Here is a 22,512-nt window from a genome sequence, read left to right as displayed (position 1 = left end):
CGATGCTGTCAGATTCGAACGCACAGGGGAAGGGACTTGCGTACAGGATGTGACGGATGAGCAAATTCGACGGGAGGCGTTCCACGGGGCGCCCGTCGGCCGATTCCAGTCTCAGGGGGAGCCCACAACATGACGCAGCAACAGGACGGCACGGCGGGGCCCATGGTCGTGGTGGACGACGTCCACCGGAGCTTCGGCAGCGGCCCCCGAGCCGTACACGCCCTGCGCGGCGTGTCGTTCGAGGTGCGCCGCGGCGAACTCACCGCGCTCAAGGGCCGGTCCGGCTCCGGCAAGACCACCCTGCTGAACCTGGTCGGCGGCCTCGACACCCCGACCGCCGGAACCGTCCTGCTCGACGGCACCCCGCTGGCGGGCCTGGACGAGCCGGGGCTGCTGGGGCTGCGCCGCGAGCGGATCGGCTTCGTGTTCCAGTCCTTCGGCCTGATCCCCGTCCTGACCGCCGCCGAGAACGTCGGGGTCCCCATGCGGCTGCGGAAGATCCCCGCCCGCCGGCGCGAGGAGCGCGCCAGGACGCTGCTCGCCCTGGTGGGCCTCGCCGACCACGCGGGCCAGCGCCCCGGTGAACTCTCCGGCGGCCAGCAGCAGCGGGTGGCCGTGGCCCGGGCCCTGGCGAACGAACCGGACCTGATCATCGCGGACGAACCGACCGGCCAGCTCGACTCCGAGACGGGGCGCTCGATCATGCGGCTGCTGCGGGCGGTGGTGCGCAGCGAAGGCGTCACCGCGCTGGTCGCCACCCACGACCCGGCCCTGATCGAACTGGCCGACCGGGTCGTGGAACTGCGTGACGGCCGCATCGTCGAAGAACACCGCGTCGGTCAGGCGGTCACCGGCTGAGCCAGACCCGGGGCGGGCGATGGACCCGGGCCGCCACGTTCAGCAGCAGACGCAGCGCGCGGGAGGTCGCCGCCAGCTCCACCTGGCCGCCTGTCAGGGCCCACCGGTCCAGCACGTGGAGCAGGGCCGAGTCGCAGAAGCTGACCCCGGCCGCGTCGAGGACGAGCCGGCGGGCTCCGCGGGCGGCGCCTTCGTCGAGGAGGCCGTTCAGGCGGGCGCAGGTGTAGTGGTCGAACTCCCCGGCCAGGCTGACGCAGAGCACGTCGTCGCGGAGCGTGGCCCGTATGCGGGAGAGGGGATCGGGACCGGCCTCCACCGCGCGCTCGGTGAAGGCTCCGCGGAGAGCGGCGGCCACGGCCGGAACCGGGGCGTCCGCCGATGCGTTCATCGGGGCGTCTATCGGAGTGCGCATGACTCTCCAACGGGCTCCACCCCAGGTGGGAACGGGCGGGAGCGGTCATTCACCCGCGCGGGCCGCGCCGCTGGCCCGTTCCGGCGATCTTCGTCCCGTACCCGGGGTACCGATGCGTCCCGCTGGCGGCGCGCTGAGTCCGCACGGTCCCCCGTCCGCGGGTGATGATGACGGAGAGTGGGCGGCGTGGATGTGGAAGAGGTCATCGACGGCCTGTACGCGCTGCCTCCCGCGCGGTTCACGGCGGCGCGGGACGAGGCGGCGTCCCGGGCGAAACGGGCCGGGGATCCGGCCGCGGGGAAGCGGATCGCGGGGCTGCGGCGGCCCACCATCGCGGCGTGGACGTCGAACACGCTCGTCCGGGCGAAGCCGGAGGAGGTCGAGCAGTTCCGCCAGCTCGGGCAGGCGCTGCGGGCGGCGCACCGGTCCCTGGACGGGGAGCAGCTGCGCGATCTGTCCCACCAGCAGCACGTGGTGGTCGGGGCGCTGGCCCGGGAGGCACTGCGGCTGGCCGACGAGGCCGGGACCCCCGTCTCCGAGACGGTGCTGCGGGAGGTCGAGCAGATCCTCTACGCTGCCCTGGCCGATCCGGAGGCGGCCGAGGCCTGGGCCTCGGGCCGGCTCGCGAAGGCGCCGAAGCTGCCGACGGAGTTCCCCGGTGTCGACGCGGACGCCGTGCCGCCCGCAAAGCCCGCATCGCCCGTGCCGCCGGCATCGCCCGAGCCGCAGGCACCGGCCGTACCGCAGGCCGCCGAGCGGCGGCCCGTCCCCGGGGCCGAGGCCGCACGCGCCGCCGCCCGGGACGCCGAATGGGCCGCCACGGCGCGGGAGGACGAACTGCGCCAGGCCGAGGAGGCCAGGCGGCGGGCGGTTGCCGAGGCGGTGGCCGCCGACGCGGAGGTGGAGCGCGCCCAGGCCGCCCGGGACCTCGCCTACGCCGGCGTCGCCGAGACCGAGGAACGCCACCGCACGGCCACCCGCGAGGCCCGCAAGGCCCGGCGCGCGGCGGAGGCCGCCGCGCGCCGGGCGCGATCCGGGCCGACAGAAGGGGACGGGGGAGCGTGACGCCCGCCCCGGCCGTCATCGCTACTCGGTGTGCAGCACGGAGGCGATGGTCGCCCTGGCCGCGGACCGGGCCGGGACCAGCGCGCCCAGGACGGCGATCGCCACCCCCGCCAGCAGCATCGCGGCGAGTTGCGGCGCGTGCCACACGTCCTTCATCGATTCGGGGAAGGTGACCACCTCGACGTGGTCGACGACCAGCCGGTGCGCCGCGATCCCGAGCGGGATGCCGAGCAGCCCGCCGACCGCGCCCGGTCCGGCGACCGAGGTCAGCGTCATCACCACCACCTGCCGCGGAGTCATCCCGATCGACTTGAGCATGCCCAGGTCCCGGCGGCGCTCGCGGGTGTTCAGCAGGACGGTGTTGAAGACCCCGAGCGAGGCGACGAGGGTCAGCAGCACGGTGAACACCGTGGAGAAGGCGACGACGGTGGTGGTGCCGGTGTTCCCCGAGTCCGCCACCGAGGCGCGCAGGCCGGGGTCGAGCGCCTCGACCGCCTCGACGTAGGCCCGGACATCGGCCCCGGGGGCGAGCCGTACCGTGTACTCGGTGGCCCGGGCCTCCGGTGCGAGCAGGGCCAGGGTCTGCCAGGAGGCCTCCAGGGCCCGCGCGTTGCCCTCGATGAGCTCACCCACCACGGTCGCGGAGATCTTCCTGCCGCCGAGCTCCAGAGCGACCCGGTCGCCGACCTTCAGCCCGCGCTCCTTCAAGAAGGCCGGCCCGGCCACGACCTCACCCGGCGCGGCCGGTCCGCGGCCCCGGACGATCGTGTCCGCGTACAGGGCATCGTCGCCGCGGTAGAAGTCGGCGTAGACCGGCTGGGTCTGCCCGGTCAGGTTCGCCTGGGTGAACGCCCGGGCCCGTACCCGAGCCGCGCCCGGGAGCGACCGCAGCCGCTCCTCGATCTGCGGGTCTCCGAGCAGCGGCGGCGTCCGGTCGTTGCCCGGCCCTCCCGCCTCCACATGGATCCTCGCGCCCCCGTCCCCGCGGCCGACCTCGCCGAAGGCCACCATCGTGCTGGTCAGCCCGGTCGACAGGGTCACCGTGGTGACACCGAGGACGATGGCCGCCATGGTCAGCAGCGTGCGGGCGGGGCGGGCGAACGGCTGGCCCAGGCCCAGGCTGACCGCGCGCGGCAGCCGCGTGGAGGAGAGCACCCGCTGGGCCCGCAGTCCGCGCCCGGTCCGCGGCGCGCCGCCCGCGCCGATCGCCCGGGCGGCGGGCAGCCGGTGCGCCCGCAGGGCGGGGACCAGCGCGGCCGACAGGACCAGGGCGGGCATGCCCGCCAGGCAGACCACGGACACCCACGGGCCGACCTCGCCGACCGACGCCTGCCCGGTCTCGATGCCGGTGAACGCGATCTTCAGGATCGGCCCGGCCAGCGCGTTGCCGAGCAGGGTGCCCAGCACACAGCCGAAGAGGGCCGGGACGCAGACCATCGTCAGGTAGACGGCGACGACCTGGTTCGGGGTGAAGCCCAGGGCCTTGAGCACCCCGATGTGCCGGTACCCGGAGACGACCGCCCCGCTGACCACGTTGCCGACGATCAGGGCGGAGACCAGCAGGCCCAGGACGCCGAAGAGCGTGATGAACGGGAGATAGGAGTCGGCCAGGGCCGAGAACGTCTGCTTGAGGGTGAAGTAGTCCTGTACGCCGATCACCGATTCCTGCGGCAGTCCGGCGGTCGCCCCGGCCAGCGCGGCGCTCAGCCGCGCCGGTGTGGAGGCGTCCGTGAACCGGTAGAGCATCTGGGCGGAGGACGGGTGGAGTGCCTCCATCTGCTCCGGTGAGACCCAGGCGCTCGCCGACCGGCTCATGCTCGCGGCGAATCCGACGACGGTCAGCGTCGGCCCTCCGGTGTTCTCCAGCCTGCTGCCCAGCAACTCGGGCCCGGGGGAACCCTGGACCGACCAGCCCACGACGATCTCACCGGGCGCGGTGGCCCAGTGGCCCTCCAGCAGCTCGATCCGGTCCACCTCGCCCGCAGGATCGGCCCGGCCCACCACCGTGAGGGTGCCGCCCGCCGTCCAGAGCCAGCCCTTGGGGATGTCGATCACGGCCTGCCCGAACGGTCCGGCCGCGGCCTCCACGCCCGGCTGCCGGGCGGTCCGCTCCAACTGCTCCCGGGTGACCTTCGCGGTGTCGAAGCCCGCCACCGCGTGGGCGCCGCGCTGGGCGGCGTACGCCGTGTCGAACGGCCCCGAGGAGGCGGAAAGCAGCCCCAGCGCGAGCAGCACGGTCGTGGTGGAGCACAGGACGACGAGCCCGATGACGAAGGTCTGGACCCGGCGGCGCTTCACTGCCGCACGCGAGGCCCTCCATACGGCGCTCACGCGGTCGCCTCCAGGGAGCTCTCGCGGGCCACCCGACCGTCGGCGACCTCGACCAGCCGACTGGCGCAGCGGGTGGCCAGGTGCCGGTCGTGGGTGACGAGCAGCAGGGTCTGGCCGATCTGGTTCAGGTCGATCAGCAGGTCCATCACCTGCTCGCCCGAGCGGCTGTCGAGGGCGCCCGTCGGCTCGTCCGCCAGCAGCAGTGCCGGGCGGTTCATCAACGCCCTTGCCACGGCGACCCGTTGGCGTTCACCGCCGCTGAGCGTCGCCGGGTAGTTGTTGCGGCGGTCGGCGACACCCAGCTCGTCGAGGAGTTCCAGGGCCCGGCGGCGCGCCTGCCGGGCCGAGGTGCCGGTCAACTGGGCCGCGAGCGCCACGTTGTCGAGGGCGGGCAGATCGTCGATGAGGTTGAAGAACTGGAAGACCATGCCGATGTGGCGGCGCCGGAAGAGGGCCAGCCCGGTCTCGTTCAGCCGGCCCAGGTCCTGGCCGTGCACCTCCACCAGACCCGCGGTCGGCCGGTCCAGGCCGGCCACCATGTTGAGGAGGGTCGACTTGCCGCAGCCCGAAGGACCCATGACGGCGACCGCGTCGCCCGCCCGGATCTCCAGCGACAGCCCGTCCAGCGCCTTCGCGTCGCCGTACTCCTTGTGCACGCCCTCCAGCCGCACCACCATGTTGCCCGCACTGCCGTGATCAGTTGTCATGGCCCGAACCTAAGGCGGTGTTCGGGGACGGTGCGTCACCCCCCGGATGTAAAGGTCCGGGCAGGTCGTCCTGGGGATGTACGCGGCCCGTCCGGCACAATGACACCCGGGCGGACAGAGGGAGTTCGGGGTGGGACTGATCATCGCGGTGGGCGCCGCGTGCGTGGCCGCGGCCGTGGCCGGCGGGCTGGGCGCGGCCCTGCGGCGCGCGCGGCGCGGCCACCGCGCGGCCCTGGAGGAGCGCGCCTGGCTGCTGGAGCGGGAGCGCGAGAGCGCGGCCCGCAGCGCCGTCGACGCGGAACGGGCCAGGATCGCGGCCGAACTCCACGACATCGTCAGCCACAACGTCAGCCTCATGGTGGTCCAGGCGGGCGCCGCCCGCGAGGTGCTGGAGACCATGCCGGAGGAGGCCGCGGCGGCGATGGGCGCGGTGGAGAGCGCCGGACGGAACACCATGACCGAACTTCGGCACCTGCTGGGGCTGCTGGCCCCCGCGCAGGACGGCGCGGACGAACCGTACGAGCCCTACGCCCCGCACCCGACGGCCGGTACGCGGCTCGCGCCGCAGCCGACCATGGCCCGGCTGACCCCGCTCATCGACAGGTTCGCCTTCGCCGGGCTGCCGGTGGACGTCCGGATCTCGGGAGACCCGAGCCCGCTGCCGGCGGGGATCGACGTCACCGCGTACCGGATCATCCAGGAGGCACTGACCAATGCGCTCAAACACGGAGACGGGGGCAGGACGGAGGTGACGGTGCGCTACGCGGACCACGCGCTGCGCGTGGAGGTGCTCACCAGCGGACCCAGCGTGCTGAGGGCCGCCGCACCGGGGGAGCGGCGCACCCGCCCGGCCGCCGCCAAGGCCGAGGGGGCCGGCCGCGGGCTGCTCGGTCTGCGCGAGCGCGTCGCCGTCTACGGCGGCGACCTCGACGCCCGCCGCCGCCTGGGCGGCGGCTTCCGCGTGCGGGCCCGCCTGCCCCTGGACCGGCCGTGACCGCCCCCGCCGGGCCCGCGCCCCGGGTGGTGATCGCCGACGACCAGGACCTCGTCCGCACCGGCTTCCGGTTGATCCTCACCGCCCGTGGCATCGACGTGGTCGCGGTGGCCGCCGACGGGGTGGAAGCGGTCGCCGCCGTACGCAGCCTGCGCCCCGACGTCGTCCTGCTCGACATCCGGATGCCGAACATGGACGGCATGGAGGCCGCCCGCCGGATCCTCGCCGAGGTCCCCGACTGCCGGGTGATCATGCTGACCACCTTCGACCTCGACACATACGTCTATGCCGCCCTCGCCGCCGGAGCGAGCGGCTTCCTGCTCAAGGACGTCACCCCCGAACACCTCGCCGCCGCCGTCCGCCTCGTCGGCACCGGCGACGCGCTGCTCGCCCCGTCGATCACCCGCCGCCTCGTGGAGCGCTGCGCCCCGGCGGCCGCAGAGCCGGACCGGATCGCCACCCCCGCCGTCCACCGGGAGCTCGCCGCGCTGACCCCGCGCGAGCGCGAGGTGCTGACGCTGATGGGCCGCGGCCGTTCCAACGCCGAACTGGCGCGGGAGCTGACGCTCAGCGAGGCCACGGTGAAGACCCACGTGGCCCGGATCTTCGCGAAGCTGTCGCTGCGTGACCGGGCCCAGGCCGTGGTCCTCGCCTACGAGACGGGTCTGGTCACTCCGGGCTCGGAGTAGCGGGCCACCAGCTCTTCCATCACCGCGGGCGGGAGTGCGGGGTTGGGCCGCGGCCTCGGCCCTCCCCCGCGTCGGCCAGAGCGGGCAGGAGCGCGTCGGCCGTCGCGTTCGGATGGACGGCTATGCGGCGCAAGGTCTTGCGTACGGGCTCGTGGCGGGCCAGCTCCGCCAGCAAGGCTCCCGGCGCGTCCGGATTGGCGGCGACGTGGGCTGCCACGCGTACGCCGTGCCGCGTGACCATGGCGGGCAACTCGCGACCGCGAGTTCGATCAGCCGGTCGACCAGCTCGGGCGGCAGCGCCGGATTGGCGGCGAGACCGCGCAGGAGAGGGTTCACGAGTGTGCGTCCTTGCGTGCGGCGGCGGTCAGGGCCTCGGTCAGGGCGACGGTGTACGGGATCGGGCGCCTGCGGCGTGGGGTGACCACGCCTATGTGCCGCGCGGGCCGCGGCGGTTCGACCCCGACCACGGCCGATCCGGGAGGCGGCGCCAGGGACACCTGCGGGACCAGGGACACGCCGACGCCCGCGGCGACCAGGGTCTGGGCGAAGAAGTAGTCGGTGGTGGAGGCTCCCACCCGCAGGCCGAACCCGGCGAGTTCCGCGTAACGGCGCAAGAACGCCTCCGTCTTGAGGCAGCCGAGCACCCAGCGTTCGGCGGCCAGCTCGGCGAGGCCGATGGAGGTCCGGTCCGCGAGCCGGTGGCCGGGCGGCAGGACCAGCCACAGCGGGTCCTCCATCAGCGGGACCCAGTCGAGCGCGGGGCGCCCGTCCGGCCGTACCGGCGGCGGACCGTCGAAGTGGTAGGCCAGCGCGAGGTCGGCGGCGCCGGCGCGGACCATCGGCACGGCGGCCTCCGGCTCGCTCTCCAGCACCGTCAGTTCCACCTCCGGATGCGCGGACACGAACCGGGACAGCGCCTCGGGCAGCAGGTGCCGGCCCCCGCTGGTGAAGGTGGCCACGGTGAGGCGCGGCCGCGGCGCGGTGAGCCGGTCGATCTCGTGGCGCACCTGGTCCAGTTCGGCGGATATCGTCTCCGCCGCTTCCACGAGCAGCCGTCCGGGCTCGGTGAGCGTGACCCCGCGGGTACTGCGCACCGCCACCGGCTGACCGAGCGTGCGCTCCAGCGAGGCGATGTGCTGGGAGACGGCCGACGGTGTCAGGAGCAGGGCTCCGGCCGCCCTGTTGAAGCTGCCGTGCTCCGCCACGGCCCGCAGGATGCGCAGCCGCTGCACGTCGATCATCGGTTTTCCTTCAGGGGTGTTCAGCCGATCGTCAGTTCCGCTGGGGACCATACAGCGGCAGGGCCGGACGCATGCAGAAGATCTTTGGCATCGTCGGCCGGCTGCCGGGCGGGATCGCCGAAGCCGCGCCGAAGCCGCGCCGCAGCGGTCAGCCTTCGCCGGCCCGCCGCTCCAAGGGGGTGGCTACCGCCGAGTTGCTCACACTGAAGGTGACGCTGCCCGCCCGGTAGCGGTCGTCGGACCACTCGATCGGGCGGCCCGCCGCGGTGGCCGAGACGTGGCGCTGGCGCAGCAGCGGACTGCCGCGCCGGATCTCCAGCAGCCGGGCGTCCTCGCTGCCCGCCGCCAGGGCGTCGATGAGGTGCTCGCCGTGGTGGGCGACGATCCCGGAGTTCTGGGCCAGGCTGTCCATGACGGAGCGGCAGTCCGCCGGCAGCGCCTCGACGCCCGCCGCGACCCAGTCGGCGTAGGCGGTCCGCTCCACCATGGTGGGCTCCCCGTCGAGCAGGCGCAGCCGCAGCACGGCGAGGATCTCCGTACCGGGGTCCAGGGCGAGCCGTTCCGCCTCCTCGGCCGTGGCCGGCCGGCGGGTCCGGGACAGGAAGCGGCTGTCGGCCCGGTGCCCGACCCCCTCGGCCCACTGGGCGAAGCTGTTCAGCTCGCCGAAGCTCTGCCGGCGCTCGTGGCGCAGGACGGTGCGGCGCGCGCCCTGCCGGGAGCCGATCAGCCCCTCCGCGGCCAGCGTGGCGACCGCCTGGCGGACCGTCCCGCGCGAGGCGGACCAGCGGGCCGCAAGATCGCTCTCCGAGGGCAGCTGCGCGCCCACTGGGAGTTCACCGGAGACGATCGCGCCGCGCAGTGCCTCGGCGATCTCCAGATACCGGACCGTGCCCGTGCCCGTACCCATGGCCATGCCGTTTCGCCCCCTGCTCGCCGCGCGCCCGTCTCCACCTCTCATGATCATTCCAGCAGGTCGTGCCGCCGATCCTCAGGTCATTCTCGTCTCTTCGTCGAGCCGTGCTCCCCGGGACAGCCGCCGTTCACCGTCCGTACAGCGGACCCGGGCGAACTGGAGCCAACTTGTCCATACAAGTGATTCCCCCTTCGTCTCCGGGAGAGACCGTGCTCAGTTCCTCCGCTCGTCGCGGTGCGGCCGTTCTGCTCAGCGCCGCCGTCCTCACCACGCTCAGTGCGTGTGGTGCCGCACCCGACCCCAAGTCCGGCGCCGCCGGCGATGCGAAGAGCAAGGTGCAGCCGGGCGCCGCCGTCTCGGTCGCCGACTTCGGCTCGATGGAAGCCCTCGTCGCCGCCGCGCAGAAGGAGGGCCAGCTCAATGTGATCGCGCTGCCGCCGGACTGGGCGAACTACGGCGAGATCATCAAGGCCTTCGAGGCCAAGTACAAGATCAAGGTCAACAGCGAGAACCCGGACGCCTCCAGCTCCGACGAGATCGCCGCCGTCAAGTCCCGCAAGGGCCAGAAGCGCGCCCCCGACGTGATGGACCTGGGCATCGCCTTCGCCCGCAGCGGAGCCGCGGAGAACCTGTTCGCCCCGTACAAGGTCACCGCCTGGGACAAGATCCCGGCCGGCCAGAAGGACGCCGACGGCCGCTGGTACAACGACTACGGCGGCTACGTCTCCATCGGCTGCGACGCCGCGAAGATCCCCGCCTGCCCGCAGACCTTCGCCGACCTGCTGAAGCCCGAGTACAAGGGCAAGGTCGCCCTCAACGGCAACCCCACCAAGTCCGGCTCGGCCTTCGGCGGCGTCTACGCGGCCGCCCTCGCCAGCAAGGGCTCCTTCGCCGACATCCAGCCCGGCATCGACTTCTTCGGCCAGCTGAAGAAGAGCGGGAACTTCATCCCGGTCGAGTCCACCCCGGCCACCGTGGAGAAGGGCGAGACGCCCATCTCCATCGACTGGGACTACCTGAACGCCGGCTACGCCGAGCAGTTCAAGGGCAAGGGCGTCGACTGGAAGGTCGCCGTCCCCGCCGACGGCGTCTACGCCCAGTTCTACTCGCAGGCCATCAACAAGGAGGCCCCGAACCCGGCGGCCGCCCGCCTGTGGATGGAGTTCCTGTACAGCGCCGACGGCCAGAACCTGTGGCTGAAGGGCCACGCCCGCCCGGTCCTGCTGCCCGTCATGACCCAGGACGGCACCGTCGACAAGGACGCCGTCACCAAGCTCCCGCAGGTCCAGGGCACCCCCGCGTTCCCCGCCTCCGAGGAGCTCGACAAGGCCAAGGCCACCCTCGCCGAGAAGTGGGACAAGGCCCTCTCCTGATGCCGACCACCCTCTCCCGCGCCGCCGACGGCACCAGCCGCCGGCGGCGCGGCCCCCGCACCTGGCTCGCCGCCCTCCCGCTGCTGGCCTTCACCGGGCTCTGCTTCGGCATCCCGCTCGGCGCCATCGCCTTCGGCGCGGTCACCCGCACGGACCCGGCGACCGGCGCCACCCAGCTCACCGGTGAGCACCTCGCCCGCTCCCTGCAGGGCCCGTACCTCGGCTCGCTCCTCGGCAGCGTCCAGCTCTCCGCGCTCACCGCGCTGATCGGCTCGGTCCTCGGCGTCCTCATCGCCCAGGCCGTGGTCACCTCCCGCTCCGGCGCCCTGCGCAGCGCGGCACTGACCGCCTCGGGCGTGCTCGCGAACTTCGGCGGCGTCCCGCTCGCCTTCGCGTTCATCGCCACCGTCGGCATCTCCGGAGTCGTCACCCAGCTCGCCGACCTCACGAGCCTCGGCTGGAGCCTGTACTCCTTCACCGGTCTCGCCGTGGTGTACCTGTACTTCCTGATCCCGCTGATGGTGCTGGTGATCGCCCCGGCGCTGGAGGGTCTGCGTCCGCAATGGCGCGAGGCCGCCCAGAACAGCGGGGCCACCGGATGGCAGTTCTGGCGCCACGTCGGCCTGCCCGTGCTCGCGCCCTCCCTGCTCGGCGGTTTCGTGCTCCTGTTCGGCACCGCGTTCGCCGCGCACGCGACGGCCGCGGCGCTCGTCGGCGGTTCCGTCCCGCTGGTCACCCTCAAGATCGCGGACGCGCTGTCCGGCAACGTGCTCACCGGCCAGGAGAACGTGGCGCTCGCCCTCGGCCTCGACATGATCCTGATCGCCGGCCTGGTCATGGCGGTCTACCTGCCCCTCCAGCGACGGAGCGCCCGATGGCTGCGATGACCTCACCCGCCCCGTCCGACACGGCACCCCGGAGCACCGGCGCCGCGTCCGGCGACCGTCCCACGGCCCGGCCCCGGGGACGGCGCCGCAGGCCCGCGGTGTGGCGCGGAGCCGTGCTCGTACTGGCGGGCGCGTACTTCCTCGTCCCGCTCCTGGCCTCCTTCGTCTTCACCGTGCACGTGCCCGGCCAGGGCATCACCTTCGAGGCGTACACCGAACTGCTCTCCGCCGACGGCTTCACCGAGAGCCTGCTGCTCTCCCTCGGCCTGGCCGCCGCGACCATCGCGCTGTCGCTGCTGCTCGCCGTGCCCGCGCTGATCGGCGTACGCCTCGGCTCCCCGCGGCTGCGTCCCGTCGTCGAGATCACGTGCATGCTGCCGCTGGTGGTACCGCCGATCGCCCTCGTCACCGGGATCACCACCGTGCTGCGCTGGGGACCGGAGCACCTGTCGCGGACCCCGCTCTACCAGACCTTCCTCGCCGTCCAGAACGAGAACTTCCCCTTCGTCCTGGTCCTCGCCTACACGGTGCTGGCGCTGCCCTTCGTCTACCGCTCGCTCGACGCCGGCCTGCGCGCCGTCGACGTGCCCACGCTGGTCGAGGCGGCCCGCAGCTGCGGCGCGAGCTGGCCGTACGTCGTCCTGCGGGTGCTCCTGCCGAACCTGCGGGCCTCGATCGCGGGCGCCGCCTTCCTCACCCTGGCCCTGGTGCTCGGCGAGTTCACCATCGCCTCCCTCCTCGGCTTCCGGCCCTTCGCCGTGTGGATCGTCTCGATCTCCGGAGCCCAGGCCCGCATGTCCGTGGCTGTGTCCGTCCTCAGCCTCCTGATCACCTGGCTGCTGCTGCTCGCCCTCTCGCGAGCCGGAACCGCCCCGTCCACCGCCGCGGCCGCACCCGCCACCACCTCCCGCAAGGAGACCTGACCTCCATGTCCACCACCCTTCCCACCGCCGGGAAGCCGGCGGCCGATTCAGCGGCCCCCGCGGGCGCCCGCGTCGAGTTCCGCGGCCTGCGCCGGGCGTTCGGCTCCACCGTCGCCCTCGACGGCCTCGACCTGACCGTCGAGCCCGGCGAACTCCTCGCCCTGCTCGGCCCGTCGGGCTGCGGAAAGACCACCGCCCTGCGCGTCGTCGCCGGTTTCGAGCAGCCCGACTCCGGCGAAGTCCTGGTCGACGGACAGGACGTCACCCGGGTCCCGGCCAACCGCCGCGACGCCGGGATGGTCTTCCAGTCGTACAGCCTCTTCCCGAACCTGAGCGCGCGCGACAACGTCGCCTTCGGCCTGCGCGTGCGCAAGGTCGGCGCGGCCGAGCGCCGCGAGCGGGCCGCCGAACTCCTGGACCTGGTGGGGCTCCCCGACCACGGCGACCGCTACCCGCACCAGATGTCCGGCGGCCAGCAGCAGCGCGTCGCGCTCGCCCGCGCCCTGGCACTGCGCCCGCGCGTGCTCCTGCTCGACGAGCCGCTCTCCGCGCTGGACGCCAAGGTGCGGGCGAACCTGCGCGAGGAGATCCGCAGGCTCCAGCTGTCCCTCGGCATCACCACCGTGTTCGTCACCCACGACCAGGTGGAGGCGCTGTCGATGGCCGACCGGGTCGCCGTCCTGAACGCCGGCAGGCTCGAACAGTGCGCCGCCCCGGCCGAGTTGTACGAGCGTCCCGCGACACCGTTCGTCGCCGAGTTCGTCGGCACCATGAACCGGCTCCCCGGACAGCTCACCGACTCCGGCATGGTGGCCGTGGCGGGCGTACGCCTCCCGGTGGACGGCCCCGTCCCCTCGACACCGGACGTGGAGGTCCTCGTACGCCCCGAGAACGTGACGGCGACCGCCGACGCCGAGGGCACGGCGACGGTCGTCTCCGCCTCCTTCTTCGGCTCGGTGACCCGCCTCCACCTGGAGCTGCCCGGCGGCGTGCCCGTCAAGGCCGACCTGCCCTCGCGGGACGCCGGCGCCCTGGTGCCCGGCGCCCGGGCCGCCGTGGGACTGGCCGAGCGGCCCGTGCTCGTCGTGGCCAGGCCCGCGTGAGCACCCTCGCCGCGGTCCTGTTCGACATGGACGGCACCCTCGTCGACACCGAGGTGCTGTGGTGGCGGACCGCCGAGGAGATAGCCGACGGCCTCGGCCACCGGCTCACCGACGCGGACGCTCCGGAGGTGGTCGGCCGCGCCGTGGAGGACACCGCGGCCCACCTCGTACGGGTCGCGGGCGGGGGAGACCCGCGGGAGGTCGGGGCGGCCCTCACCGAGGACTTCTTCCGCCGGGTGCAGGCGGGCGCCCCCATGCGGCCCGGCGCCCAGCGGCTGCTGACCGCCCTGGAGGCGGAGGGCGTGCCCTTCGCACTGGTCAGCGCCTCGCCGCGGGTGGTCGTGGACTCGGTGGTCGGCGGTTCGCTGGCGCACGTCCCCTTCGCTTTCACGCTGTCCGCCGACGACACCGTACGGACCAAGCCGCACCCGGACCCCTACCGGGTGGCCGCCGGGCGGCTGGGCCTCGTACCGGAGGCGTGCGTGGCGGTGGAGGACTCGCCGGACGGCGCGGCCTCGGCGGAGGCGGCCGGATGCGGGGTCCTGGTGGTCCCGTCGCTGCTGCCGGTCCCCGCGTCGCCGCCGCGGACCTTCGCCGCGTCCCTGGAGGACGTCACCCCCGAGCTGCTGCGGGGCTGCGCGCGGCCACCCGTGTGAGGAGGGGCCGGGACGCCGGGTAGGGTGCCGGTCGACAATGGAGTACTGCGTGGGAGACATGAGTTGATGAGTGGTCAGCAGCCGGGCCGGGACACTACCCCTCAGGTCTTCCAACCGCTCTCGGGAGACGACCCGACCACCATCGCCGGGTACCGGCTGGCCGCCAAGCTCGGCGCCGGCGGCATGGGCAAGGTGTACCTGTCGTACACCCCCGGCGGCCGGCCCGTGGCGATCAAGGTGATCCGCCCCGAATTCGGCGAGGACGCCGAGTTCCGCCGCCGGTTCGCCCAGGAGGTGCAGTCCGCGCAGCGGGTGCAGGGCCTGTTCACCGCCCCGGTCATCGACGCCGACACCGACGGCGCGCAGCCCTGGCTGGCCACCGCCTACGTGCCGGGCCCCTCGCTCGCCGACGCCGTCGTCGCGCACGGGGCGCTGCCGGTCGAGGCGGTGCTCCTGCTGATCGCCGGCATGGCCGAGGCCCTGCACGTCATCCACGGCGCGGGCATCGTCCACCGCGACCTCAAGCCGTCCAACGTGCTGCTCGCCGCGGACGGGCCCCGCGTCATCGACTTCGGCATCGCCTACGCCGCCGACGCGACCTCGCTCACGGGCAGCGGAGTGACCATCGGCACGCCCTCGTTCATGGCCCCCGAGCAGGCGGCGGGGCGCAAGGTCACCCCGGCCACGGACATCTTCGCGCTGGGCCAGGTCGCGGCGTACGCGGCGACGGGCACCCCGGCCTTCGGCGAGGGGACCTCGCACGGGGTGCTCTACCGGATCGTGCACGAGGAGCCCGACCTCTCCGCCGTCCCGGAGCGGCTGACGGAGCTCGTGACCCGCTGCCTCGCCAAGGACCCCGAGGCCAGGCCGTCCATCTCCGAGATCATCGAGCTCTGCCAGGCCGCGAACGCGGAGACGGTCCTGCGCCGCCCCGAGGACTGGCTCCCGGCTCCCGTGGCCGCCGACATCACCGTGCGCGCGGCCGCCCCCGCCCCGGTCCAGACCCCGCCGCCGCCCTCGGCCGCCCCGACCGTGGCGGCGTACACGCCCACCGCGCCGGTGGCTCCGGCCACCGCGCCGACGGCTCCGCCCACCGCGCCTCCGGCTCCGGTCAACCCGCCGACGGCTCCGGCCACTGCGCCGACGGCACCGGCCACTCCGCCTCCGGGCTACGGGCCGGCACTGCCCCAGCAGCCTCAGCACCTGCCGCAGCCGCAGCAACCGGTCCAGCAGCAGTACCCCACGCCCCCGCCCACGCACGTCCCCACGCAGGCCCACGCCCACGCTTATGCTCCGGCCCAGTTCCCGACGCACCCGCACCCGCAGCCGCAGGGCTACCCCGGATACCCCATGCCCCCGGGCGCCCAGCCCCCGAAGAGCTCGGGCAAGCGGGGCCCGTTCATCGCGCTCGCGGCCGCGCTGGTGTTCGCCGTCGGGGGCGCCGGCACGGCGTACTTCCTGCTCAAGGAAGACGGGAAGCAGGCACAGGGCGGCGCCACCTCGCAGGACAAGGGCAGGGGGACGGGGACCGGGACGGACACGGCCGGCGGAGGGCAGACGGGCACGGCGAAGCCGAGCGCGAAGCCCAGCGCGAAGCCCAGCGCCAAGGCCGATCCGAAGCCCACCGACCACAAGGGCATCAACCTCACCGCCGGTTACCACCTGACCCTCGGTGACGAGGACGTCCGGCCCCAGGAGGGCGAGGACGGGGGGTACGAACTGTCCTACGACACCGGCGGATACCTCGACGCGGAGACCTCGGAGGGGAACATGGTCCTGCTCGATCCCGGGCAGGAGGGATCTCTCGCCGTCTGCCGCGCCGAGACGCGGTTCGCCAAGAACATCTATCTGACCAAGCTCGCCAAGGGGCGGCAGATCTGCGTCACCACGGGCACCGGACACATGGGCCTCGTGACGGTGCAGGGATTCTCGCCCGAGGGTTCCCCCAGCAAGTACATGACGCTGGACGTGACGGTCTGGCGCAATGCCGCCGGCTCCGGCTCCGGCTCGCGCGGCTGAGCCCGGGGCCGTGGACCAGACACCGGAGCCGGCGTCCCGCCGGACACCGCTCTACCGGACCGTCGCCGCGGACCTGCGGACCGCGATCACGGCGGGGGAGTACGGCTCCGGCGCCCGGCTCCCCGCCGAGGACGAACTCGCCCGCCGCTACGGCGTCTCCCGCGGTACGGTCCGCCAGGCGCTGGCCGCGCTGCGCAGCGACGGGCTGATCACCTCGCGCCGCGGCACCCGCCGGGTCGTGCTGGCCGGCCCCGGCGGCCAGGGCGGCGCCGCCGAACTGCGGAGCTTCACGCGGTGGGCGCGCTCGCTGGGCGAGGAGCCGGGCGGCCGGACCGTCTCGGTCGAGCGGGGTGAGGCCGACGCCGAGGAGGCGGAGCAGTTGCGGGTCGAACCCGGCGCCACCGTCCACCGCGTGCTCAGGCTGCGTACGCTCTCCGGCGCACCGGTCATGGTGGAGCGCACGACGTACCCGGCGGCGGTGGGCGCGCTGGTGGCCGAGATGCCGCTGGACACGGTTTCGTACTCCGGGCAACTCGCGCTGCACGGAGTGCTGTTCATCGACGCCCACCACACCATCGACATCGCCCTCGCGGACGCCGACGACGCGCGGCTGCTGGGCTGCCGGGCCGGGGACGCGCTGCTGCGGGAGCGGCGGCGCTCCACCGACCCGGCCGGCGTCCCGGTGGAGTGGTCGCAGGACCGCTACCTTCCCGGGACGGTGGCCTTCACCGTGCACACCACGGCGGCGGGCGGGCTGGGCCGACGGCTCAGGCCCTGACCAGCAGCCCTTCCAGCAGCGGCCGGAAGTGCTCGAAGCCCGGGGTCGCCATATCCGGGTCCTTCGCCCGCTCGTCCCAGCGCCGTACGGCCACGGCGTCGGCCGCGCCGGGCAGCGCCTCGAAGGCGCGGGCCTGGTCCTCGGTCATCGGCCCGCCCTGGACGCGCAACGTGTGCACGGAGGCCTCGGAGAGCAGGTCGAAGTAGCCGGGCTCGGCCGTGCAGAGGTACCGCTTGGCGGCGACGTGCAGCCGTACCGGCTCGGTCACCTCCGGACCGAACCACCGGGCGAGCCAGTCCGCTCCGGTGTGGCTGTGCCGGTTGTCCACGCCGCCCTCCATCAGGTCGCGGCCGGTCACCGTGCCGTGGAAGTGCCCGATGTCGTGCAGCAGGGCGGCGGCGACGAGGTGCGCGGGCGCGCCGGCGGCCTCGGCGAGGGCGGCGGCCTGGAGCATGTGCCCGGCCTGGGTGACGGCTTCGCCGAAGTACTCGGCGCTGCCCTCGCCCTCGAAGAGCGCGGCGAGCGTGTCGACGGGGCTGATGTCCCGGGTCATGAGCGGTCTCCTCCGCGGCGCAGGACGGACAGGGTGGACAGGAGGCCGTCGAGGTCGGCGTAGGCCCCCTGGAGGTGGCGGGCGCCGGACTCGGCGAAGGCCGTACGGGCGTGCAGCAGGCGGGTGTTGTCGAAGACGACGCAGTCGCCGGGGGCCAGCCGGAAATCCAGCTGGAGGCCGGGGCGCAGCAGCAGCCGTGCGAACGTGCGGTAGGCGGCGTAGAACTCCTCCACGACCGCGGCCGTCTGGTGCAGGGTGCCGATGGAGCGGTTGTTGAACCGGATCTCCCGGATGCGCCCGAGCGGGTCCACGTCGATCAGCGGCCGGTGGGCGCGCAGCTCGGTGCGGGCGTCGGCGAAGGCGAACTCGACGGGCACGCGGGTCAGTACGGCGAAGGCGTCCGGGTCCTCTTCGCGCAGCAGCGCGGCGGCGTGGAAGCCGTCGACGAGTCCGGAGTCCCCGCCCCGCGCCTCGTTGCTCAGGCAGTGCAGCAGCTGGAGCGTGGGCACCGGGTCCCGGTACGGGTTGTCCGTGTGCGGGGTGATCCGGGCGCCGGTGAAGGCGAGATTGTTGGGGTCGGCCTCCACCCGGACCTCGAAGAGCTCGCCGTAGTTCGTCTCGCGCACGAAGCCGAAGGTGCGCGCCACGTCGAGGACCATCCGGTCCCGGGGCGGGACACCCCGCAGCAGGACGAAGCCGAGGCGCACCACGCTGTCGAGCGTCCGCATCCGCACCCGGCGGTCGCCGATGTACGCGTCCCAGCCGGCCTCGGGGATCCGCCCGCGCAGATCCGCCGCGGCCCACAGGTCCTTGTCCGCCTCGGTCCGGCCGTCGCCCGCGCGGGGCGGGCCGAGGGCTGCGCGGGGCGCGTGGGCGGCGAGCCAGGCGTCCGGGTAGACGGACCGGTGTCCGTCGGGCTCCCACAGCACTTCCCGGCCGGGGCCGCCGTCCGCGGCCGGGACACCGTCCCGTACCGCGCCGACGGCCAGGTCGTCGGGCAGGTCGGTGATCTGGAACAGCTTCTGGCCGTTGCGCGGGTCACGGCAGGCGCCGCAAGGACAGTTGTCGCGCAGCCAGAAGGCGGGCGGGTGGGCGGTCTCCGTCGCGGTCATCGCTTCTCCATCAGAGTTGTATATACAACTTTCGGAACGGCATGGTGGCAGTGCCGGATGACCGGAAGGTGGCGGCGAAGTGTCCGACGGCTCCCGCCCGCTCCCGAGGAACCGGATCACGCGGGCCGTCGTCTGAGACCCCGTGTGGATGAAACGAAGAATCCTGGTCCTGCTGTTCGCCCTGCTCGCGACCCAGTTGGGCTCGCTCATCAGCCCCGCGTGGGCCTGCGGATGCGGGGCGATGATCCCTGAGGGCTACGCGCGGATCGGGGTCGAGAAGGAGACCTCCGTCGTGCGCTGGGACGGGCGCGCCGAACAGATCGTGATGCGGTTCGTCGTCCGCGGGGACGCGCCCCGGGCGGCCTGGATCATGCCGGTGCCGGGCCGGGCCACGGTGGAGCTCGCGGACGGGGCCGTGTTCGGTCAGCTCTCCCAGCTGACCGAGCCGCAGGAGAAGCCCCGGCACTACTTCTGGCCGCGCGACGGCGACTGGCCCTTCTCCGCCACCGCCGGGGACCGCATGGTCGGAGCCGCGCCGGGCGCCGGCGCCCCCTCGGTCGGGGTGGTCGGCCGGGAGCAGCTCGGCGACTTCGACGTCGCGCGCCTGACCGCCACCGACCCGGACGCGCTGCGGAACTGGCTGGAGGACAACGGCTTCAAACTGCCCGACGGCCTCGCCACCGAATTGAAGCCCTACGTCGACCAGAAGTGGGAGTACGTCGCCGTCCGCCTCGCCCCGCGGCAGCAGGGCAAGAAGCTGCAGGGCACCCTGGACCCGCTGAAGATCCGCTTCGACAGCGAGAGGCTCGTCTACCCCATGCGGCTCTCCCGGATGGCGAAGACCCCGCAGTCCCTCGGCCTGTACGTGCTCGCCGACCACCGCATGGAACCCGGCTCCACGATCGGCGGCTCCGCGCCGAAGGTGACCTTCGCGGGCACCGTGACGGCGAGGAAGGGCACCCCGCTCGCCGAACTCACCGGCGGCGAGCCGGTGTTCCTCACCGCGATCGACCAGGAATTCCCGGAGCCCGGCCGCATCGACGGCGACCACGAACTGCGCGCCACCGCCAAGGACACCCCGTACCGCCGGACCGTCTACCACGACGAGCTGCTCACGGTGGGCGACGGCGTTCCGGTGTGGCTCCTGACGGTGTCGGCAGTCCTGGTGGTGTCGGCGGCGGCCGTCACGCTCCTGCTCCGGCGCCGCCGACGGACCTCCTAGAAGGATGGAAGGCTAGAAGGGCAGGGGCGGGTGGGTCCGCCAGAACGCGCACTGGTGGTCCGCCGCGAACGACGAACCCGCCGACATCGCCGTGGGGTTGAGGGTGAGGACCGGGGCGGCCCCGGCGCCGGGAACGACCGCCGGCCACCGGGTCTGACCCGGCACGGCGGGCACGCCGAAGCGGGCGAAGGCGCCCCAGTACCGCTTCATCCGGGTCGCCAGCGCGACCTGCACGGCGGTCAGCGGGCGGTCGCCCATGGTGAAGTCGTGCAGGTAGGCCAGCTCCGCGCTGTGCGCGTTCGACTCGTCCAGGCCCGGCACCTGCGCCCCGGCCAGCGTCGGCGACTGCGGATCATCGAACTCGTAGGCATACGTCGGCACTTGGGAGGCGAAGAGCTCGGCCGTCCACGCGGTGTGGCAGGCGAAGGACGAGTCGGTCATGAGGGCCGACAGCGCGAGATAGGGCGAGCCGTGGTCCGCCACCGGATACCGGGCGAGGACCTCGGCCCCCGCGTCTCCGTAAGCCGCCATGATCTGCGCCGTGTACTGGTCCTGCGTCAGACCGGGCCGGCTGAGCGCGACGAAGAAGCGGGCCTCCGAACGGGTGCTCCCGATCAGGACCGGCACCTTGTTCCACGTCCCGGTCCGGATCGCCTGCTCCGGATCGGCCGGAAGCAGGCCGTCGCCGGAGGCCGGACCCGGGGTGGGCAGCGTACGGGCCGCCTCCACCAGGGCCGCTCCAGAGGCGCCGCGCAGACACGCGGCGACCCCGGCCGGGCCGGCGCACCCCGCCCGCGCGGCGAAGGCCCGCGCCTGCGCCTGGGCCCGCGCGCTGTCGGGCGTACGCAGCAAGGTGCACGGTCCGCTCTGCAGCACGGCCCGGTGGAACAGGCCCGCGGCCGACGGGCTCGCCAGCAGCGCGCAGACCGAACCGCTGCCCGCGGACTGGCCGGAGACCGTGACGCTGTCCGGATCACCGCCGAACGCGGCGATGTTCTGTCGCGTCCAGCGCAGCGCCGCGATCTGGTCCATCAGTCCGAAGGACCCGGAGCGCGGCGCGTCGCTCCCCTCGGCCAGCTCGGGCAGGTCCAGATAACCAAGCTGTCCCAGCCGGTAGTTGATGCTCACCACCACGGTCTGGGTGAGATCCGCCATCGTGCGCCCGCCGAACTGGGTTCCCGTGCCCTGGCTGTACGCGCCGCCGTGCATCCAGAAGATCACCGGGAGCCGGGCTCCGGGACGGGCCGTGCGGGGCCGGTACACGTCCAGGTACAGGCAGTCCTCCGCGGCGGCCCGCGGATCACGCAGCCCGAACGGCGAGAACTGCAGGCACGCCGGAGCCTGCCGGTCGGCCTCCCGCACCCCGGTCCACCGGGGCGCCGGCCGCGGCGGGCGCAGCCGTGCGTCCGCGACCGGGGGAGCGGCGTACGGGACGCCGAGGAACTCCTCGGCCCCGTCGCGCGTCTGCCCCCGCAGGGCGCCCTGCGCGAGGGCGACCACCGGGCGCGCCGGTCCGTCGGACGCGCCGGACCGGGCCGTGCCACCGGGCAGCGCCGCGGCGGGCAGCGCCGAGGCGAGCAGAGTCGAGGTGAGCAGAGCCGCCAGCGCGAGGGCCGTTCCGAGCAGGGGTCTTGCCGAAGTCAGCCGCTTGCCGGGCCACTTCATCCGTCCTCCTGGGGGTGTGACCGAGGGCCGGGGGCGGACGGGCGTGCCGCCGCGCCCCCGGCCGTCCGACGGGTTACGGGCGGAGCCCCGCGAGCAGGGCGGAGGCCAGGGCGTGGTCGGCCGGGCCGGTGTTCCAGTCGGCGTTCATGGGGCTGACGGCGATCCGGTCCGCGCTCACGGCCTCGATGTCGCCGCCCTTGGCCGCGGCGCGCGGCACGACCTTCACGGTCACCTTCCAGGTGCCGTCGCCGGAATCGGTGAAGTCCGGCTCCAGGAGCGTCTGCGGATCCTGGAACGTCGCTGCCACACCGGCGGCCGTACCCGTGCCGTCCGCGCCGACCACGGGATGGTTGACGTTGAGGCCGACGCCCTTGGGCAGCAGCGGGCCGGACCGGGGGGCCCGCGCCCGCAGGCGGTCGATCAGCTTGACGGCGAAGTCGAGCGTCGGGCCCATCGCGTTGACGGTGGTGACCGGGTCGGGCGCGGTCAGACCGCCGGTGCTCAGTGCGATGGCGGGGACGCCGGACTCCAGCGCGGCGACCGCGCCGCCGACCGTGCCCGAGTGGGTGGCGAGCCCGGCGACGTTCGGGCCGAAGTTGGTGCCGGAGACCACCAGATCGGGGGCCCCGTCCGCGAAGACCTCGGCCAGGCCGAAGGCGACGGAGTCGCCCGGCGTGCCGTCGACGGCCCACACCTTGGGCTCGGGGTGCTTCACCGTCAGGGTGGGGGCGCTCATCATCTTCGTACCCGTGCCGCTCTGATTGGTGAGCGGGGCGACGATCGTGACGTCGTGTCCGGCCGCGGTCAGCCGCTCGAACGCCTTCCGGATGCCGGGCGCGTTGTAGCCGTCGTCGTTGGTGAGCAGGATCCGCAGCGGGCCGGCGGCCGCGGGTACGGGGGCGGGCGCGGGCACGGTCTGTGGCGAGGCGGCCGCGGGTGCCGTGCCGGCCAGGGCCGGAGCGCACAGCATCAGTGCGGCCAGCGGCAGAACTCGCTTGCGTCTCACAGGAG

Annotated in this window: 22 protein-coding genes; 12 read left to right on the top strand and 10 right to left on the bottom strand. The window is 73.8% G+C overall.

The genetic code is table 11. The features are described from left to right. Positions 1-129: 129 nt before the first annotated feature. On the top strand, positions 130-858 hold the full coding sequence (locus OG737_RS00700; protein ID WP_328924155.1) for an ABC transporter ATP-binding protein: 729 nt from the start codon (positions 130-132) through the stop codon (positions 856-858). On the opposite strand, the gene OG737_RS00695 is transcribed toward OG737_RS00700, so the two are convergent. Continuing rightward, entirely contained in the window at positions 848-1,270 is a 423-nt protein-coding gene (locus OG737_RS00695; protein ID WP_328924154.1) for an STAS domain-containing protein, read from the bottom strand. The two genes, OG737_RS00700 and OG737_RS00695, sit on opposite strands and share 11 nt — an antisense overlap. 186 nt (positions 1,271-1,456) lie before the next feature. Between OG737_RS00695 and OG737_RS00690 the strand changes: the two genes are divergently transcribed. Next, positions 1,457-2,335 (top strand): hypothetical protein, encoded by an 879-nt coding sequence (locus OG737_RS00690; RefSeq protein WP_405921074.1) that lies wholly within the window; start codon positions 1,457-1,459, stop codon positions 2,333-2,335. A gap of 21 nt (positions 2,336-2,356) precedes the next feature. Here the strand turns inward: OG737_RS00690 and OG737_RS00685 are convergent, their stop codons facing one another. Together OG737_RS00685 and OG737_RS00680 are read right to left on the bottom strand one after the other, a co-directional pair. Then, the gene (locus OG737_RS00685; RefSeq protein WP_405921073.1) at positions 2,357-4,666 is read right to left on the bottom strand and encodes an FtsX-like permease family protein; all 2,310 of its coding nucleotides are present in this window, start codon (positions 4,664-4,666) and stop codon (positions 2,357-2,359) included. Beyond that, entirely contained in the window at positions 4,663-5,373 is a 711-nt protein-coding gene (locus tag OG737_RS00680; RefSeq protein ID WP_328924151.1) for an ABC transporter ATP-binding protein, read from the bottom strand. The genes OG737_RS00685 and OG737_RS00680 overlap by 4 nt, the downstream gene beginning before the upstream one ends. 130 nt (positions 5,374-5,503) lie before the next feature. On the opposite strand from OG737_RS00680, the gene OG737_RS00675 reads away from it, so the two are divergent. Then, a complete protein-coding gene (locus OG737_RS00675; protein ID WP_328924150.1) occupies positions 5,504-6,367 on the top strand; it encodes a histidine kinase in 864 nt (287 codons plus the stop codon). Next, a complete protein-coding gene (locus tag OG737_RS00670) occupies positions 6,364-7,056 on the top strand; it encodes a response regulator transcription factor (RefSeq protein WP_328924149.1) in 693 nt (230 codons plus the stop codon). Before OG737_RS00675 ends, OG737_RS00670 begins: the two co-directional genes overlap by 4 nt. 19 nt (positions 7,057-7,075) lie before the next feature. On the opposite strand, the gene OG737_RS00665 is transcribed toward OG737_RS00670, so the two are convergent. From OG737_RS00665 to OG737_RS00655, 3 genes are all read right to left on the bottom strand, one after another. Continuing rightward, positions 7,076-7,273, bottom strand: a complete 198-nt coding sequence (locus OG737_RS00665) for a hypothetical protein (RefSeq protein WP_405680440.1) — start codon at positions 7,271-7,273, stop codon at positions 7,076-7,078. Positions 7,274-7,388: 115 nt separating this feature from the next. Further along, entirely contained in the window at positions 7,389-8,297 is a 909-nt protein-coding gene (locus tag OG737_RS00660; protein ID WP_328924147.1) for a LysR family transcriptional regulator, read from the bottom strand. A 148-nt stretch (positions 8,298-8,445) separates the two neighbouring features. Continuing rightward, complete coding sequence (locus OG737_RS00655; protein ID WP_328924146.1) at positions 8,446-9,210, bottom strand: GntR family transcriptional regulator; 765 nt, start codon at positions 9,208-9,210, stop codon at positions 8,446-8,448. A gap of 209 nt (positions 9,211-9,419) precedes the next feature. Between OG737_RS00655 and OG737_RS00650 the strand changes: the two genes are divergently transcribed. The 7 genes from OG737_RS00650 to OG737_RS00620 all read left to right on the top strand — a co-directional run bounded on the left by OG737_RS00650 (position 9,420) and on the right by OG737_RS00620 (position 16,949). After that, the gene (locus OG737_RS00650) at positions 9,420-10,583 is read left to right on the top strand and encodes an ABC transporter substrate-binding protein (RefSeq protein ID WP_405680441.1); all 1,164 of its coding nucleotides are present in this window, start codon (positions 9,420-9,422) and stop codon (positions 10,581-10,583) included. Beyond that, positions 10,583-11,470 (top strand): ABC transporter permease subunit, encoded by an 888-nt coding sequence (locus OG737_RS00645; RefSeq protein WP_328924145.1) that lies wholly within the window; start codon positions 10,583-10,585, stop codon positions 11,468-11,470. The genes OG737_RS00650 and OG737_RS00645 overlap by 1 nt, the downstream gene beginning before the upstream one ends. Further along, a complete protein-coding gene (locus tag OG737_RS00640; RefSeq protein WP_405680443.1) occupies positions 11,458-12,393 on the top strand; it encodes an ABC transporter permease in 936 nt (311 codons plus the stop codon). Before OG737_RS00645 ends, OG737_RS00640 begins: the two co-directional genes overlap by 13 nt. A gap of 5 nt (positions 12,394-12,398) precedes the next feature. Further along, positions 12,399-13,496, top strand: coding sequence for an ABC transporter ATP-binding protein (locus OG737_RS00635; protein WP_405680445.1), 1,098 nt, complete (start codon positions 12,399-12,401; stop codon positions 13,494-13,496). After that, on the top strand, positions 13,493-14,152 hold the full coding sequence (locus OG737_RS00630) for an HAD family phosphatase (RefSeq protein WP_328924142.1): 660 nt from the start codon (positions 13,493-13,495) through the stop codon (positions 14,150-14,152). Before OG737_RS00635 ends, OG737_RS00630 begins: the two co-directional genes overlap by 4 nt. A gap of 66 nt (positions 14,153-14,218) precedes the next feature. Further along, on the top strand, positions 14,219-16,171 hold the full coding sequence (locus tag OG737_RS00625; RefSeq protein WP_328924141.1) for a serine/threonine-protein kinase: 1,953 nt from the start codon (positions 14,219-14,221) through the stop codon (positions 16,169-16,171). A gap of 10 nt (positions 16,172-16,181) precedes the next feature. After that, a complete protein-coding gene (locus OG737_RS00620; RefSeq protein ID WP_405680447.1) occupies positions 16,182-16,949 on the top strand; it encodes a GntR family transcriptional regulator in 768 nt (255 codons plus the stop codon). On the opposite strand, the gene OG737_RS00615 is transcribed toward OG737_RS00620, so the two are convergent. Both OG737_RS00615 and OG737_RS00610 read right to left on the bottom strand, forming a co-directional pair. Continuing rightward, positions 16,939-17,502 (bottom strand): phosphonate degradation HD-domain oxygenase, encoded by a 564-nt coding sequence (locus tag OG737_RS00615; RefSeq protein WP_405680448.1) that lies wholly within the window; start codon positions 17,500-17,502, stop codon positions 16,939-16,941. The two genes, OG737_RS00620 and OG737_RS00615, sit on opposite strands and share 11 nt — an antisense overlap. Beyond that, positions 17,499-18,614 (bottom strand): TauD/TfdA family dioxygenase, encoded by a 1,116-nt coding sequence (locus tag OG737_RS00610; protein WP_405680449.1) that lies wholly within the window; start codon positions 18,612-18,614, stop codon positions 17,499-17,501. Before OG737_RS00610 ends, OG737_RS00615 begins: the two co-directional genes overlap by 4 nt. 148 nt (positions 18,615-18,762) lie before the next feature. Here OG737_RS00610 and OG737_RS00605 point away from each other — a divergent pair, with 148 nt between their 5' ends. Continuing rightward, entirely contained in the window at positions 18,763-19,836 is a 1,074-nt protein-coding gene (locus OG737_RS00605; protein ID WP_405680450.1) for a DUF2330 domain-containing protein, read from the top strand. A 12-nt stretch (positions 19,837-19,848) separates the two neighbouring features. Here the strand turns inward: OG737_RS00605 and OG737_RS00600 are convergent, their stop codons facing one another. Continuing rightward, positions 19,849-21,501, bottom strand: coding sequence for a carboxylesterase/lipase family protein (locus OG737_RS00600; RefSeq protein ID WP_405680451.1), 1,653 nt, complete (start codon positions 21,499-21,501; stop codon positions 19,849-19,851). A gap of 73 nt (positions 21,502-21,574) precedes the next feature. After that, positions 21,575-22,507 carry a 5'/3'-nucleotidase SurE gene (surE, locus tag OG737_RS00595; protein ID WP_328924135.1) on the bottom strand — a complete coding sequence of 311 codons (933 nt, stop codon included), beginning with the start codon at positions 22,505-22,507 and terminating at the stop codon, positions 21,575-21,577. Positions 22,508-22,512 lie beyond the last annotated feature (5 nt).

The organism is Streptomyces sp. NBC_00122, assembly GCF_045160845.1.
Lineage (GTDB): Bacteria > Actinomycetota > Actinomycetes > Streptomycetales > Streptomycetaceae > Streptomyces.
This window is presented reverse-complemented; position numbering and strand designations above follow the sequence as displayed.

Coding starts and splice junctions, on each gene's coding strand:
- OG737_RS00700 (WP_328924155.1), top strand. CDS start 130: ATGACGCAGCAACAGGACGGCACGGCGGGGCCCATGGTCGTGGTGGAC.
- OG737_RS00695 (WP_328924154.1), bottom strand. CDS start 1,270: ATGCGCACTCCGATAGACGCCCCGATGAACGCATCGGCGGACGCCCCG.
- OG737_RS00680 (WP_328924151.1), bottom strand. CDS start 5,373: ATGACAACTGATCACGGCAGTGCGGGCAACATGGTGGTGCGGCTGGAG.
- OG737_RS00660 (WP_328924147.1), bottom strand. CDS start 8,297: ATGATCGACGTGCAGCGGCTGCGCATCCTGCGGGCCGTGGCGGAGCAC.
- OG737_RS00655 (WP_328924146.1), bottom strand. CDS start 9,210: ATGGCCATGGGTACGGGCACGGGCACGGTCCGGTATCTGGAGATCGCC.
- OG737_RS00645 (WP_328924145.1), top strand. CDS start 10,583: ATGCCGACCACCCTCTCCCGCGCCGCCGACGGCACCAGCCGCCGGCGG.
- OG737_RS00640 (WP_405680443.1), top strand. CDS start 11,458: ATGGCTGCGATGACCTCACCCGCCCCGTCCGACACGGCACCCCGGAGC.
- OG737_RS00635 (WP_405680445.1), top strand. CDS start 12,399: ATGTCCACCACCCTTCCCACCGCCGGGAAGCCGGCGGCCGATTCAGCG.
- OG737_RS00625 (WP_328924141.1), top strand. CDS start 14,219: ATGAGTGGTCAGCAGCCGGGCCGGGACACTACCCCTCAGGTCTTCCAA.
- OG737_RS00615 (WP_405680448.1), bottom strand. CDS start 17,502: ATGACCCGGGACATCAGCCCCGTCGACACGCTCGCCGCGCTCTTCGAG.
- OG737_RS00610 (WP_405680449.1), bottom strand. CDS start 18,614: ATGACCGCGACGGAGACCGCCCACCCGCCCGCCTTCTGGCTGCGCGAC.
- OG737_RS00605 (WP_405680450.1), top strand. CDS start 18,763: ATGAAACGAAGAATCCTGGTCCTGCTGTTCGCCCTGCTCGCGACCCAG.
- OG737_RS00600 (WP_405680451.1), bottom strand. CDS start 21,501: ATGAAGTGGCCCGGCAAGCGGCTGACTTCGGCAAGACCCCTGCTCGGA.